Raw genomic sequence first — 14,516 nt, 5'->3', positions numbered from 1 at the left:
GGTTACGCGATCACCACCTTGACGATGCCGGTGAGGGCGATCTGGGCGAGGGAGAGGGGGACGAGGAGGGTCCAGGCGAGTTTCTGGAGCTGGTCCTCACGCAGGCGGGGGTAGGTGACCCGCAGCCAGATGACGACGAAGGCGAGGACGGCCGCCTTCAGCAGGGTCCAGACCCAGCCGAGTCCATCGGCGCCCCACGGACCGTGCCAGCCGCCCAGGAAGAGCACGGTGGTCAGGCCGCACAGGACGACGATTCCGGCGTACTCGGCGAGGAGGAACAGGGCGAAGCGCAGACCCGTGTACTCGGTGTACGCGCCGAAGATGATCTCCGAGTCGGCGACCGGCATGTCGAAGGGCGGGCGCTGGAGTTCGGCGAGGCCCGCCACGAAGAAGACGATCGCGCCGACGATCTGCCAGGGCAGCCACCACCACTCGAAGGCGTCGACGATGCCGGTGAGGGAGACCGTGCCGGCCGCCATGGCGACCGAGGCGGCGGTCAGCAGCATCGGGAGTTCGTACGCGAGGAGTTGCGCGGCGGTGCGCAGACCGCCGAGGAGGGAGAACTTGTTGGCCGAGGCCCAGCCCGCCATGAGCGAGCCGAGGACACTCACGCCCATCACGGCGAGGACGAAGAAGATGCCCGCGTCGACGACCTCGCCGACCGCACCCTCGCCCGGGCCGACCGGGATGACGAGGAGGACCATGAGGTACGGGAGCAGGGCCACGGCGGGGGCGAGCTGGAAGATACGGCGGTCCGCACCCGCCGGGACGATGTCTTCCTTCTGCGCGAACTTCACGCCGTCCGCGACGAGTTGGGCCCAGCCGTGGAAACCGCCCGCGTACATGGGGCCGAGGCGGCCCTGCATGTGGGCCATCACCTTGTGCTCGGCCTGGCCCACGAGCAGGGGGAACGTCAGGAACACGACGAAGACGACGAGGAGTCGCAGGGCGACGTCGAGCGCGTCGTTCACTGCGCGCCTCCTGTGGAGCCGGGGTCACTGGGGTCGCTGGGGTCGCTGGGGTCGTCGGGTTGTGCGTTCGCCGGCGGCTCGGGCTCGCTGAAAGTGGGGCGGGCGTCGTGCCACGGGGCGTCCGAACCGTGCGACGCCTCGGGCGACTTGGGCTCGGGCGTGGGCCTCGGCTCGGTCGTCGTGGGATTCGGCTCGGCGGGTGCCTTTGGCTCAGCCGGGGTGTCGGGCCGCCGGGGCGCCTCCATGGGCGGCGTCGCGGGCGGCGTCGTCGACTGGCTCGCCGAGCCGTCCCCCGCGGTGCGAGCCCGTCGTACCGGACGGTCGCCCGCCGCGCGGGCACCGCCCCGGGCCGGGCGGGCGGGGGCCGGGGGAAGCTGGCCCTTGAGGGGGCCCCATTCGTTCGGGTCGGGGACTCCCGGAGGGAGCATCTGGCGGCGTTTCGGACCGCCGTGCTCCGACTCCCCGGGCTCTTTCGCGCCCGGCCAGGCCTTCGCCACGCGGGCCGCCAGGACGAAGTCCTTGCGGAGGGGGTGGCCCTCGAAGCCCTCGGGGAGGAGAAGCGGGTCCAGACCGGGGTGGCCCTCGAAGGTGACGCCGAACATTTCGTGGGTCTCGCGTTCGTGCCAGGCGGCGCCCGCGTAGACCTCGACGGCGGAGGGGAGTACGGGTGCGGAGTGCGGGACCGTCGTACGGACGAGGAGGCGGCGTACCGGAGCCAGCGCCACGACGTGGGCCGAGACCCGGAAACCCGCGCCGGATTCGCCACCGGGTCCGGATTCGCTGCCGGGTCCGGATTCGCCACCGGGTCCCGCTTCGGCACCGGCTTCCGCGCCGGTACTCGCGCCGGGTTCGTCGACGGCGCTCAGCCAGTCGAAGTAGGTGCAGCCGAGGGTGTCGCGCGCGCTCCGCAGTGAGGCGAGCCAGGACTGAGGCGGCACGTCGACCGTCAGCACCTCGTACGACTCCTCGGCTGTGGCGTCCGGGCCGAAGAGTTCCTCCACGGGAGCGGGGAGCCATCCGGTCATCGGGCGTCCCCCGCGGCGGACTCCGTGGCCGGCGGCGGTACGAGTCCGCTCTGCAGGGCCGCCGCCGAGGGGCGTCCGGCGCCGGAGGACCCGTAGCGCTCCCCCAGTGACTCCCGGGCGATCTTCTCCTGGAGCTTGAGGATGCCCTGGAGCAACGCCTCCGGGCGGGGCGGGCAGCCAGGGACGTACACGTCGACGGGGATGATCTGGTCGACGCCCTTCGTCACGGAGTACGAGTCCCAGTACGGGCCGCCGCAGTTCGAGCAGGCGCCGAAGGAGATGACGTACTTCGGCTCGGGCATCTGCTCGTACAGGCGTTTGACGGCGGGGGCCATCTTGTCCGTCACCGTGCCGGAGACGACCATCAGGTCGGCCTGGCGCGGACCCGGCGCGAACGGGATGACGCCGAGGCGGATGAAGTCGTGCCGGGCCATCGACGCCGCGATGAACTCGATCGCGCAGCAGGCGAGGCCGAAGTTGAAGACCCAGAGCGAGTAGCGGCGGCCCCAGTTCAGGACCACCTTCATCGGCTCGGGGGCCAGGCGTGCGAGCGCGCCCAGCCGCTTGGGCTCCGGCAGGAGGACGGGCTCGGGAGCCGAAGAGGCCGTGGGGGTCACGTCCATGTGAGGACGCCCTTCTTGTATGCGTACAGCAGACCGACGGCCAGGAAGCCGAGGAAGATGAACATCTCCACGAGCGTCGCCGCGCCGTAGCCCGGCGCGGCGAAGACCGTCGCCCAGGGGAAGAGGAAGATCGAGTCGACGGCGAAGATCACGTAGAGGAAGGCGTACACGTAGTAGCGGACCTGGGTGTGGGCCCAGCCCTCACCGACGGGGTCGACTCCGCACTCGTACGTCATGAGCTTCTCGGGTGTGGGGACGACGGGCCGCAGCAGGCGGCCCGCTCCGAAGGCGACGGCGACGAACAGCACGCCGACCACGGCGAGCAGCCCGACGACCGAATAGGACTCGAAGTAGTCCGCCGCGACCACGGTCGGTTCCGGCACGTCCGGCACGTCCGCCCCTCACTCCCTGATCCCGAAGACTTCGTACGACGGGCCTGTACGACGGGCCCGTAGGCCTCGTACGTGCGATGCGCCGCGTTCGACGATCTGTACGCACCGGAGTCTAGGGCCTGCTAAAGAGACCGTAAGCAGCCCGTCACGGGTAGGTATCGTGCGGCGGAAATTCCGGGGCGTGGCCGGACCGGTCCGCGACTGTGGCCGGGAGCGGTACCCGAGGCCCGTCGATGGTGGGGTTTTCCCCCGGGGGCGCAGGCGGTCCACCTCATGGCGCCGCGGGCCGCGGCCCGGCAAGGTGGCGCTATGACCGAACGCATCCTGGCCGCCGACACCCTGGACGGCGGCACCGACCGGCCGCCTCCCGCGCGCTTCGCCTATGACTGGCACACCTGGAAGGAGATCGTGCATCTCCTGGTCAACCTGCCGACCTCCATCATCGGGTTCACCTACGTCGTCACCGTTCTGTTCGTCGGAGCCGGGCTGACCCTGACGGTGATCGGGCTGCCGGTGCTGGCACTCGGGCTGATGGGCGCGCGTCTGCTGGGCAAGGCGGAGCGGGCCCGCGCCAGGGCCCTGCTCGGGGTACGGGTGGACGAGCCGAGCCGGCTGCCGTTCCGCAGGCGGGGCGGGTTCTTCGCGGCGCTGTGGATGGGGTTGAAGGATCCGGTCGGCTGGCGGACGGCCCTTTACGAACTCATACGGCTTCCGTGGAGCATCGTCACCTTCACCGTCACGCTGACCTCGTTGTTCGTGCTGTGGCCCGTGCTGCCGTTCATCGCGCGCGGCCTCGCCAACGCCGACCGGGCGATGGTGCGCGCGCTGCTGTCGCCCTCCGACGGGCTGGAGCGGCGGATCGCCGAGCTGGAGTCGGACCGGGGGGTCGTGGTCGACACGGCCGCGGCCGATCTGCGCCGCATCGAGCGGGACCTGCACGACGGGGCGCAGGCCCGGCTGGTGGCGCTGGCGATGGGCCTCGGCCTGGCGAAGGAGAAGCTGCTGGAGGGTCAGGCCGACGACACCGTCGCCGCCATGGTCGACGAGGCGCACGGCGAGGTGAAACTGGCGTTGCAGGAACTGCGGGACCTGGCGCGTGGCATCCACCCCGCGGTCCTCACCGACCGCGGCCTGGACGCCGCCCTGTCCTCGGTCGCCTCCCGCTGCACCGTGCCGGTGAAGGTGACGGCCGAGCTGCCGTCGCGCCCGGCCGCGGCCATCGAGGGCAGCGCGTACTTCACGGTCTCCGAGCTCCTCCAGAACGTCAGCAAGCACAGCGGTGCGCGGTCCGCCTCGGTCGACGTGTGGCGGTCGGACAACCGCCTGCTCATACAGGTCTGGGACGACGGCCGAGGCGGTGCCTCCCTCGACGGCGGTACGGGGATGGCGGGGCTCGCGGACCGGCTCGGCGCGGTGGACGGCCTGTTCGTCATCGACTCACCGGTCGGCGGACCCACGACGATCACGGCGGAGCTGCCGTGGCGGGACCGGGACCTGACGGACGCCTCCGGCGCAAAGAGGTAGGGAAAACCCCCGCCCCAAGACGCCGACGTGCTCCATGTCGGGGAAGCGCCGTACAGAGCACTGTTGAGTTACACCAGCGGACGAGCAGAAACGGACGGCGGCCATGGCCACGGAGTACGGGCAGGGATACGGGTGGGACGACGGCCCCGGATTCCGGGGGGAGGGCACCGGGGAGCGGTGGAACCGGCTCCCCGCCGCGCTGCGGGCCCCGATCGAGGGCCGCAGCCTGCGTGAGTTCGCCTACCTGATGCTGAACCTGCCGATCAGCATCTTCACCTTCACCTTCGCCGTGACGATGATGTCGCTCGGTGCCGGCCTGCTCATCACGTTCCTCGGCGTCCCGGTGCTCGCCGCGGGGCTCGCGGGCTGCCGCGGTCTCGGCGTGCTGGAGCGAGCGCGGGCCCGCGGTCTGCTGGGCCTCGACGTCGCCGCGCCCGAACCGCTGCGGATGCGCAAGCAGGGCCCGATGAGCTGGATGGGGGCGACGCTGAAGAGCGGCGCGTCCTGGCGGCACTTCCTCTACACGATGCTGCACTTTCCGTGGGCCGTGTTCGCCTTCTCGGTGGCCATCACCCTCTGGACGACCGGCTGGGCGCTGCTGACGTACCCGCTGTGGTTCTGGCTGTACCCGATGTACGGCGGACAGGACGGACTGCAGCTGTACGGGGACGAGACGCACCGGATCTTCCTGGACAACCCCTTCGAGATCACCGTGACCGCGCTGGTGGGGCTGCTGCTCACGATGGCGACGCCGTGGATCGTACGGGCGCTGACCCTGGTCGACCGGGGCCTGGTGGGCGGGCTGCTCGGGCCTTCGCGGCTGGCCACGCGCGTGGTGGAGCTGGAGTCGGACCGCGGTGTCGTGGTCGACACGGCGGCGGCCGACCTGCGGCGTATCGAGCGGGATCTGCACGACGGGGCGCAGGCCCGGCTGGTGGCGCTGGCGATGGATCTGGGGCTGGCGAAGGAGAAGCTCACGGAGGATCCGGAGGAAGCGGCCCGGATGGTGGGCGCGGCGCACGGTGAGGTGAAGACGGCGCTGCAGGAGTTGCGGGATCTGGCGCGTGGCATCCACCCCGCGGTCCTCACCGACCGCGGCCTGGACGCCGCGCTGTCGTCCATCGCCTCTCGCTGCACCGTTCCCGTGCAGGTCGAGGTCGATCTGCCGGCCCGGCCCGCGCCCGCCATCGAGGGCATCGCGTACTTCACCGTGTCCGAGCTGCTGCAGAACATCAGCAAGCACTCGCGGGCCACTCGGGCGTCGGTCGACGTGTGGCGGATCGAGAACCGGCTCATGATCCAGGTCGTCGACAACGGGGTGGGCGGGGCGGATGTCGCCTCCGGCTCGGGGCTCGCGGGGCTTGCCGGGCGGCTCGAAGCGGTGGATGGCATTCTCGTGGTGGATTCGCCTGTGGCGGGGCCGACTCGGGTGACTGCCGAGTTGCCCTGGCGGGCTGCTTGAGGGTTCGTCTCGTTTCGCCTCGTTTCGCCTCGTTTCGCCTCGTGGGGCCGGAGGGCTCCGCGGGGCGAAACGCGTTCTTCTTTCCCCAGCCCCGCCCCTTCCCGAAACTGGGGGCTCCGCCCCCCGGCCCCCCGGCCTGCGGCCCATACCCGGCTGCGGCCCATACCCGGCTGCGGGCCGTCCGTGGCTGAGCGCGCCGTTCCCCGCGCCCCTAAGAAGATTGCGCCCCTAAAAAGATCGCGGTCCCAGTTGGGCAGCCGGGAAACATGCCGCGTTCGGGTTCCAATGCTGGGATGCTGGGGGCTGACGTATGTGCGGGGCGTGGGCTGGGGGGCCGAAAAATCGTGGAGGACAGAGTGCGCGTGGTCATCGCCGAGGATTCAGTGCTGCTGCGGGAGGGCCTGACCCGGTTGCTGACCGACCGCGGGCACGACGTGGTCGCCGGCGTCGGGGACGGGGACGCGCTGATCAAGACGATCACGGAGTTCGCGGCGCAGGACGCGCTGCCGGACGTCGTGGTCGCGGACGTCCGGATGCCGCCGACCCACACCGACGAAGGCGTCAAGGCGGCCGTTCAACTGCGTAAGCAGCACCCGGGCCTCGGTGTCCTGGTGCTGTCGCAGTACGTGGAGGAGCAGTACGCCACCGAACTGCTGGCCGGTTCCACCACCGGCGTCGGCTATCTCCTCAAGGACCGGGTAGCTGAAGTGCGGGAATTCGTGGACGCGGTCGTCCGCGTGGCCCGCGGCGGCACCGCTCTCGACCCGGAGGTCGTCGCACAGCTGCTCGGGCGCAGCCGCAAGCAGGATGTCCTCGCGGGGCTCACACCGCGCGAGCGCGAGGTCCTGGGACTCATGGCCGAGGGGCGGACGAACTCCGCGGTCGCCCGGCAGCTCGTGGTCAGCGACGGCGCGGTCGAGAAGCACGTGAGCAACATCTTCATGAAGCTGGGCCTGTCCCAGAGCGACGGGGACCACCGCCGCGTTCTCGCGGTCCTCACCTATCTGAAGTCCTGACAGCCTGTCAGGAACTTGGCGCGACTTGAGTACGGGCACAGGCACGGGCCCGAGAATCAGCACCAGCACCACAACTAGAACCAGAACCAGAAGACGGTTCTAGAACCAGAACCAGAACCAGTAGACGGTTACAGCGCATCTAAGGATGAGTACGGAGCGTTTCCACAGGTAACGCCGGGGGGCGGAACAATCGTGGCAGAAATCGTGACAGAAGAGGATTTACGGCAGTCCCGAAACGACGTCCATCGTGTGAGCGTCCCGGGGCGGGCGCCCCTTGCCGACGTAGGCTTGGGCCCGGGATGGCCTGCGGGAGGGCCATCCCCGGACAGCCGCCTCGAAGGAGGTTCACTTCAGTGACCAGTCAGGTCAGCAGTCCAGCTGAGCAGGCCGACGGAGCAGTCGTAGGAGAACAGCGCAAACCGGCGAGCGAGAAGGATGTACGCCGACTCGATCGGGTGATCATCCGGTTCGCGGGAGACTCCGGTGACGGTATGCAACTCACCGGAGACCGCTTCACCTCCGAGACGGCATCGTTCGGGAACGACCTTTCGACACTGCCGAACTTCCCCGCCGAGATCCGTGCGCCCGCAGGTACCCTGCCGGGCGTTTCGTCTTTCCAGCTGCATTTCGCGGACCATGACATCCTCACGCCGGGCGACGCGCCCAACGTGCTGGTGGCGATGAACCCGGCCGCGCTGAAGGCGAACATCGCCGACGTGCCGCGCGGCGCGGAGATCATCGTCAACACGGACGAGTTCACCAAACGGGCGATGGCCAAGGTCGGTTACGCCACGAGCCCGCTGGAGGACGGCGCCCTCGACGGGTACAGCGTCCATCCCGTCCCCCTCACCACGCTGACCGTCGAGGCGCTCAAGGAGTTCGACCTCTCCCGCAAGGAGGCGGAGCGCAGCAAGAACATGTTCGCGCTGGGCCTGCTGAGCTGGATGTACCACCGGCCGACCGAGGGCACCGAGAAGTTCCTGGCCACCAAGTTCGCCAGGAAGCCGGAGATCGCGGCGGCCAACATCGCGGCGTTCAGGGCGGGCTGGAACTTCGGTGAGACCACCGAGGACTTCGCCGTCTCGTACGAGATCGCCCCCGCCACGCAGGCCTTCCCGACGGGCACGTACCGGAACATCTCCGGGAACCTGGCGCTCTCGTACGGGCTGATCGCCGCGAGCCGGCAGGCGGACCTGCCGCTCTATCTGGGCTCGTACCCGATCACGCCGGCCTCGGACATCCTGCACGAGCTGAGCAGACACAAGAACTTCGGCGTACGGACCTTCCAGGCCGAGGACGAGATCGCGGGAATCGGCGCCGCCCTGGGCGCGGCCTTCGGCGGTTCGCTGGCCGTGACCACGACCTCGGGGCCCGGAGTGGCTCTCAAGAGCGAGACGATCGGGCTCGCCGTCTCCCTCGAACTGCCGCTGCTGGTCATCGACATCCAGCGCGGCGGCCCCTCGACCGGGCTGCCGACCAAGACCGAGCAGGCCGACCTGCTCCAGGCGATGTACGGGCGCAACGGCGAGGCACCGGTGCCGATCATGGCTCCCCGGACGCCCGCCGACTGTTTCGACGCGGCCCTCGAAGCGGCCCGGATCGCGCTCACGTACCGCACGCCCGTCCTGCTGCTGTCCGACGGCTACCTCGCCAACGGATCGGAGCCGTGGCGGATCCCCGAGATCGACGAACTCCCGGACCTGCGCGTGCAGTTCGCGCAGGGCCCCAACCACACGCTGGACGACGGCAGCGAGGTCTTCTGGCCCTACAAGCGCGACCCCCGGACCCTGGCCCGCCCCTGGGCGATCCCTGGCACGCCGGGGCTCGAACACCGCATCGGCGGTATCGAGAAGCAGGACGGCACGGGCAACATCTCCTACGACCCCGCCAACCACGACTTCATGGTCCGTACGCGGCAGGCGAAGATCGACGGCATCGACGTACCCGACATGGAGGTCGACGACCTCACGGGCAACGCCGACACCCTCGTGCTCGGCTGGGGTTCGACCTACGGGCCGATCACCGCTGCGGTACGACGGCTGCGCGCGGCCGGGGAGAACATCGCGCAGGCGCATCTGCGGCACCTCAACCCGTTCCCGCGGAACCTCGGCACGGTGCTGAAGCGTTACGAGAAAGTGGTCGTCCCCGAGATGAACCTCGGCCAGCTGGCCACGCTGGTCCGGGCGAAGTACCTGGTGGACGCCCAGTCGTACAACCAGGTGAACGGCATGCCCTTCAAGGCTGAGCAACTCGCCACGGCTCTCAAGGAGGCCATCGATGGCTGAGACGACCACGGAAGGTTCGGACACGATCGAGGCGCTCACTCTGGTGCCCAAGGCCGAGGCCAAGCAGTCCATGAAGGACTTCAAGTCCGATCAGGAAGTGCGCTGGTGCCCCGGCTGCGGTGACTACGCGGTCCTCGCCGCCGTGCAGGGCTTCATGCCCCAGCTCGGCCTGGCGAAGGAGAACATCGTCTTCGTCTCGGGCATCGGCTGCTCCTCCCGCTTCCCGTACTACATGAACACGTACGGGATGCACTCCATCCACGGCCGCGCCCCCGCCATCGCGACCGGCCTTGCCTCGTCCCGCCGCGACCTGTCCGTCTGGGTCGTCACGGGCGACGGGGACGCGCTGTCCATCGGCGGCAACCACCTGATCCACGCGCTGCGCCGGAACGTGAACCTGAAGATCCTGCTCTTCAACAACCGGATCTACGGGCTGACCAAGGGTCAGTACTCACCGACGAGCGAGGTCGGCAAGATCACCAAGTCGACGCCGATGGGGTCACTGGACGCGCCCTTCAACCCGGTGTCGCTGGCGATCGGCGCGGAAGCGTCCTTCGTGGCACGGACGGTGGACTCCGACCGCAAGCACCTCACCGAGGTCCTGCGGCAGGCGGCGGCCCACTCGGGCACGGCCCTCGTCGAGATCTACCAGAACTGCAACATCTTCAACGACGGCGCCTTCGAGGTCCTGAAGGACAGGCAGCAGGCCGAGGAAGCGGTGATCCGCCTGGAACACGGGCAGCCGATCCGCTTCGGTACCCCGCTGGCGGACGGTCTCGGCTCAAAAGGCGTCGTGCGAGACACGGTCACCGGCGACCTGAGGGTCGTGGCGGTCACCGAGGAGAACACGTCGCAGATCCTGGTCCACGACGCGCACGCCGCGTCGCCGACCACGGCGTTCGCGCTGTCCCGGCTCGCCGACCCGGACACCCTGCACCACACCCCGATCGGTGTCCTGCGGTCCGTCGACCGCCCGGTCTACGACACGCAGATGGCCGACCAGCTCGACTCCGCCATAGAACAGAACGGCAAGGGCGACCTGTCGGCACTGCTCACGGGCGGGGACGCCTGGACCGTCGTCGGCTGAGCACTCCGTGCTCCGGGCTCCGTGCTCCGGGCTCCGTGCTCCGTCGGGAGTTCGGTGAGGGCCGGAGGTTCGGTGCCGGAGGTTCGGTGCCAGAGGTTCGGTGTCGGTAGTTCAGCGAGGCCCGGTTCGGTTTCTCAGGACCGGGCCTCGTCGTATCCCTGCCGTGCCTTCTCCACGTCGCCCATCCGCTTCTCCGTCCACAGCGCCAGGGCGCGCACCTGTACGGCGGCCTCGCGGCCCAGGTCGGTGAGCGAGTAGTCGACACGCGGCGGGATGACCGGCTTGGCGTCCCGGTGCACGATCCCGTCGCGCTCCAGGGTCTGCAGGGTCTGCGTGAGCATCTTCTCGCTGACCCGGCCGATGGCCCGGCGCAGCTCGCTGAAGCGGTGGGGGCGCTCCATCAGCTCGATCAGGACGAGGACGCCCCAGCGACTGGTGACGTGCTCCAGGACGAGGCGATACGGACACATCGTCTCGCCGGTGTCGTACTTGCTCGGCATGCTCACCACAGAGGTGCGTGCGGTACTTACGGTACTTACGGCCATGTGGGTACCTTACTTCAAAGTGGGTACTTTCCATAAGTTAGCGCAGCTCCTAGGGTGAGTGACGTACCCACCCCACAAGGAGTTGTTTCCACCATGAGCATCGTCGTCACCGGAGCCACCGGACACCTCGGCCAGCACGTCATCGACGGACTGCTGGAGAAGGTCCCGGCCGACCGGATCACCGCGGTCGTCCGCAACAAGGAGAAGGCCGCCGACCACGCCGCTCGCGGAGTGCGGATCGCGGTCGCCGACTACAACGCACCGGAGACCTTCGACAGTGTCTTCTCCGCGGGCGACACGGTGCTGCTCATCTCCGGCAACGAGTTCGACAAGGGCCGTGTCGGCCAGCACAAGGTCGTCCTCGCCGCCGCCAAGGCCGCAGGGGTCGCGCTCTTCGCGTACACCAGCGCGCCCGGCACCCTGAGCGCCGCACTGGCCGACGACCACCGGGAGACCGAGGCCGCGATCCTGGAGTCGGGTCTGCCCTACACCCTGCTGCGCAACGGCTGGTACAACGAGAACTACACCGAGAACCTGGCCCCGGTCCTCGAACACGGCGCCGTCGTCCAGGCCGCCGGCGAGGGCCGGATCTCCTCCGCCTCCCGCGCGGACTACGCGGCCGCCGCCGTGGCCGTGCTGACCGGCGAGGGCCACGAGAACAAGACGTACGAGCTCGGCGGCGACGTCGCGTGGAGCTTCACCGAGTACGCCGCCGAGGTGTCGAAGGCGTCCGGCAAGGAGATCGCGTACAACTCCGTCCCCGTCGAGACGTACAAGGGCATCCTGACCGGTGTCGGGGTACCCGAGCCGATGGCGGCGATCCTGGCCGGCGTGGACGAGTCCATCAAGAAGGGCGAACTGGTCGTCGGCAGCGGTGACCTGTCCCGGCTGAGCGGCCGGCCGACCACGCCGATCGCGGAGTCGGTCGCGGCGGCGCTCAAGGGCTGAACCTCTCCCCTCCTCCCCCTCCTCCTCCCCTTCCTCCTCCCTGGCGGGCCCCGGGCGAGCACCCCGCATGCCGTGCCCGTATGTCATGACCGTATGGCGATACGGGCATGACGTGCGGTGCCGCTTGGCGCTACCGTCTTGGAGGCTGTGCGTGGCTCGGATGCCGCGTGGTCCGCAGCCGGGTGAGAAGGAGGGGCCGTACCGGTGGAGTCCAAGGGCGAACAGCACATGGGTCCGGAGCCCCACATAGGTCCGGAGCCCAAGGGCGAACAGCGGATCGGTCTGCTGAACGGCTTCGCGGCGTACGGAATGTGGGGAATCGTTCCTCTCTTCTGGCCGCTCCTCGAACCCGCGAGCGCCGGCGAGATCCTCGCCCACCGCATGGTCTGGTCGCTCGGCTTCGTGCTGATCGCCCTCATGGTGACGCGTCGCTGGGCCTGGGCCGTCCCTCTGCTGCGGCAGCCGCGCAAGCTGGGCCTGATCACCGTCGCGGCGGCCGTCATCACCGTCAACTGGGGCGTCTACATCTGGGCCGTGAACAGCGGCCACGTGGTGGAGGCGTCGCTCGGTTACTTCATCAACCCGCTCGTCACCATCGCGATGGGCGTCCTGCTCCTGAAGGAGCGGCTGCGCCCCGTTCAGTGGGCGGCGGTCGGCATCGGCTTCGCCGCGGTGCTCGTACTCACCGTCGGATACGGCCAGCCCCCGTGGGTCTCCCTGTGTCTCGCCTTCTCCTTCGCCACGTACGGACTGGTGAAGAAGAAGCTCAACCTCGGCGGCATCGAGTCGCTGGCCGCGGAGACCGCGATCCAGTTCCTGCCCGCGCTCGGCTACCTGGTGTGGCTGTCGGCCCAGGGCGACGCGACCTTCGGCGGCGAGGGCGCCGGGCACGCGGTGCTGCTGGCCGGGACCGGTGTGGTGACCGCCCTGCCGCTCGTGTGCTTCGGCGCGGCGGCGATCCGGGTGCCGCTGTCCACGCTGGGACTGCTGCAGTACCTGGCACCCGTGCTGCAGTTCCTGCTCGGCATCCTGTACTTCCACGAGGCGATGCCCCCCGAGCGGTGGGCCGGGTTCGCCCTGGTGTGGGCCGCGTTGTCGCTGCTGACGTGGGACGCGCTGCGGACCGCCCAGCGGTCCAGGACGGTCCTGCGCAACGCGACGATCGCCGCCGCCTCGGCGCCGGCAGGTGAGTCGTCGTTGAGCCGCCGTCAGTAGTCGGTGTCCTTGCCGAGGAACAGTTCGGCGAAGCCGGCCCCGGCGGCGGGCGAGCCGAGGGTCCGCCGCAGCCGCGCCGTCGCGATGCCCGCGCGGAACGGATCGCCGGACGAGGCACCGTGGTACACCTCGGAGAGCCACTGCGAGAACTCCTGGTACTGCCACACCCGCCGCAGACACGTCCGCGAGTAGCCGCGCAGCCCGCTCTCGTCCCCTTTGCCGTAGTGGGCGACGAGCGCGTCGCCGAGCAGCAGGGAGTCATGGATCGCGAGGTTCATGCCCTTGGCACCGATCGGCGCGAGCAGGTGGGCCGAGTCCCCCGCCAGGTACAGCCGCCCGTACGCCATCGGCTCCACCACGTAGTTGTGCATGGCCAGGACCCGCTTCTCGATCAGCTTGCCCTCGTTGAGCGGCTGGGCCCCGTCCGCCGCGAGCCGTTCGTGGAGCTCGGACCACACGCGTTCGTGCGGCCAGTTGTCCGGGTCGTCGCCGGGTGGGCATTCGAGGTAGTAGCGGGTGACCTGCGCACTGCGGGCCATGTGGCCGGCGAACCCGCGCGGATGGATACCGAAGACGACGCAGTCCGAGGACGGGGGCGCCTCGGCGAGCAGCGCCAGCCAGCCGACACCGAAGTCGTGCCGGGCGATCACGACGTGCTCCGGCGGCAGGCAGCCCCGGGTCACTCCGCGTGCACCGTCACAGCCCGCGACGAAGTCGCAGTCCAGCCGGATGCGTTCACCCGTCTCCGCGTCCGTGTACGTCACCGAGGGCCGGTCCGTGTCGATCCCGGCCGGCTCGACGTCGCGGACCCCGAAGCGGATGTCGCCGCCCCGGACGTCGGCGTACTCACGCACCAGGTCCGTCACCAGGAGCGGCTGCGGATAGACGTAGTGGCACTGGCCCGACACCTCCGCGTACGGAAACCTGTGGCTCTCCCCCGCGAGCCGGAACTCGCACTCGGTGTGCACCACGGTGTTCGCAAGGAGCCGGTCCGCCAGGCCCCGCCCCTCCAGCGCGCGGACCGCCCACTCCTCCAGGAAGCCCGCACGCGGCCGCCGCTCGATGAACTCCCTGCTCTCGTTCTCCAGCACCACGCAGTCCACGGAGCCGGCCCGCAGGATGTTGGCGAGGGTGAGCCCGGCGGGACCGGCGCCCACAACGACGACACGGGTACGCCGGACGGAGGCGGCCGGAGCGGAGAGGGGTATGGCAGAGGGGAGCGGGACGGAGGCGTCTGCGGTCATGTTGACAGTATGGCGAGTCCGGCCGGACGAGTCGTCAACTCACGTCCTGACGCCCGGGGTTGGCGGTCAGGCGCCGCCCTCTCCCCCGTCCTCCCCATCCCCGTCCCCGTCCCTATTCGCATCCGCATCCCCCTCCTCCCCCTCCCTCTCGGCTCGGCGGGCCCGGTGCGTCCGTACCT

13 protein-coding genes are annotated in these 14,516 nt (G+C 69.7%); 7 read left to right on the top strand and 6 right to left on the bottom strand.

The window, feature by feature from the left end; all coding sequences use genetic code 11:
- Positions 1-2: 2 nt before the first annotated feature.
- From AOK01_RS07430 to AOK01_RS07415, 4 genes are read right to left on the bottom strand one after another with little or no spacing between them, the layout of a single operon-like run.
- Complete coding sequence (locus AOK01_RS07430; RefSeq protein WP_055509717.1) at positions 3-971, bottom strand: complex I subunit 1/NuoH family protein; 969 nt, start codon at positions 969-971, stop codon at positions 3-5.
- Positions 968-1,996: an NADH-quinone oxidoreductase subunit C gene (locus tag AOK01_RS07425; protein ID WP_055509715.1), complete on the bottom strand. Its 1,029-nt coding sequence runs from the start codon at positions 1,994-1,996 to the stop codon at positions 968-970. Before AOK01_RS07425 ends, AOK01_RS07430 begins: the two co-directional genes overlap by 4 nt.
- The gene (locus AOK01_RS07420; protein WP_055509713.1) at positions 1,993-2,619 is read right to left on the bottom strand and encodes an NADH-quinone oxidoreductase subunit B; all 627 of its coding nucleotides are present in this window, start codon (positions 2,617-2,619) and stop codon (positions 1,993-1,995) included. The genes AOK01_RS07425 and AOK01_RS07420 overlap by 4 nt, the downstream gene beginning before the upstream one ends.
- Positions 2,610-3,002: an NADH-quinone oxidoreductase subunit A gene (locus AOK01_RS07415; RefSeq protein ID WP_055509744.1), complete on the bottom strand. Its 393-nt coding sequence runs from the start codon at positions 3,000-3,002 to the stop codon at positions 2,610-2,612. The genes AOK01_RS07420 and AOK01_RS07415 overlap by 10 nt, the downstream gene beginning before the upstream one ends.
- Before the next feature lie 318 nt (positions 3,003-3,320).
- Between AOK01_RS07415 and AOK01_RS07410 the strand changes: the two genes are divergently transcribed.
- The 5 genes from AOK01_RS07410 (at position 3,321) to AOK01_RS07390 (ending at position 10,385) form a co-directional block, all read left to right on the top strand.
- Positions 3,321-4,535, top strand: a complete 1,215-nt coding sequence (locus AOK01_RS07410; RefSeq protein WP_055509711.1) for a sensor histidine kinase — start codon at positions 3,321-3,323, stop codon at positions 4,533-4,535.
- A gap of 103 nt (positions 4,536-4,638) precedes the next feature.
- Positions 4,639-5,997, top strand: coding sequence for a sensor histidine kinase (locus AOK01_RS07405; protein WP_055509710.1), 1,359 nt, complete (start codon positions 4,639-4,641; stop codon positions 5,995-5,997).
- 344 nt (positions 5,998-6,341) lie between these two features.
- Entirely contained in the window at positions 6,342-7,013 is a 672-nt protein-coding gene (locus tag AOK01_RS07400) for a response regulator transcription factor (protein ID WP_055509708.1), read from the top strand.
- Between the two features lie 353 nt (positions 7,014-7,366).
- Positions 7,367-9,298, top strand: a complete 1,932-nt coding sequence (locus tag AOK01_RS07395) for a 2-oxoacid:acceptor oxidoreductase subunit alpha (protein WP_055509706.1) — start codon at positions 7,367-7,369, stop codon at positions 9,296-9,298.
- Positions 9,291-10,385, top strand: a complete 1,095-nt coding sequence (locus tag AOK01_RS07390) for a 2-oxoacid:ferredoxin oxidoreductase subunit beta (protein WP_055509703.1) — start codon at positions 9,291-9,293, stop codon at positions 10,383-10,385. Before AOK01_RS07395 ends, AOK01_RS07390 begins: the two co-directional genes overlap by 8 nt.
- A gap of 134 nt (positions 10,386-10,519) precedes the next feature.
- Here AOK01_RS07390 and AOK01_RS07385 read toward each other — a convergent pair whose 3' ends face one another.
- Positions 10,520-10,885, bottom strand: a complete 366-nt coding sequence (locus AOK01_RS07385) for a winged helix-turn-helix transcriptional regulator (RefSeq protein WP_055509701.1) — start codon at positions 10,883-10,885, stop codon at positions 10,520-10,522.
- 138 nt (positions 10,886-11,023) lie between these two features.
- On the opposite strand from AOK01_RS07385, the gene AOK01_RS07380 reads away from it, so the two are divergent.
- Complete coding sequence (locus AOK01_RS07380) at positions 11,024-11,878, top strand: NAD(P)H-binding protein (protein WP_055509698.1); 855 nt, start codon at positions 11,024-11,026, stop codon at positions 11,876-11,878.
- A 228-nt stretch (positions 11,879-12,106) separates the two neighbouring features.
- Positions 12,107-13,093, top strand: coding sequence for an EamA family transporter RarD (gene rarD / locus AOK01_RS07375; RefSeq protein ID WP_055509743.1), 987 nt, complete (start codon positions 12,107-12,109; stop codon positions 13,091-13,093).
- On the opposite strand, the gene AOK01_RS07370 is transcribed toward rarD, so the two are convergent.
- Positions 13,087-14,337: a 4-hydroxybenzoate 3-monooxygenase gene (locus tag AOK01_RS07370; protein WP_055509696.1), complete on the bottom strand. Its 1,251-nt coding sequence runs from the start codon at positions 14,335-14,337 to the stop codon at positions 13,087-13,089. The genes rarD and AOK01_RS07370 overlap by 7 nt on opposite strands.
- Positions 14,338-14,516 lie beyond the last annotated feature (179 nt).

Source organism: Streptomyces aurantiacus (assembly GCF_001418335.1).
Classification (GTDB): domain Bacteria; phylum Actinomycetota; class Actinomycetes; order Streptomycetales; family Streptomycetaceae; genus Streptomyces; species Streptomyces aurantiacus.
The sequence above is the reverse complement of the archived record's forward strand: the minus strand, read 5'-3'. Positions and strand labels throughout refer to the sequence as shown.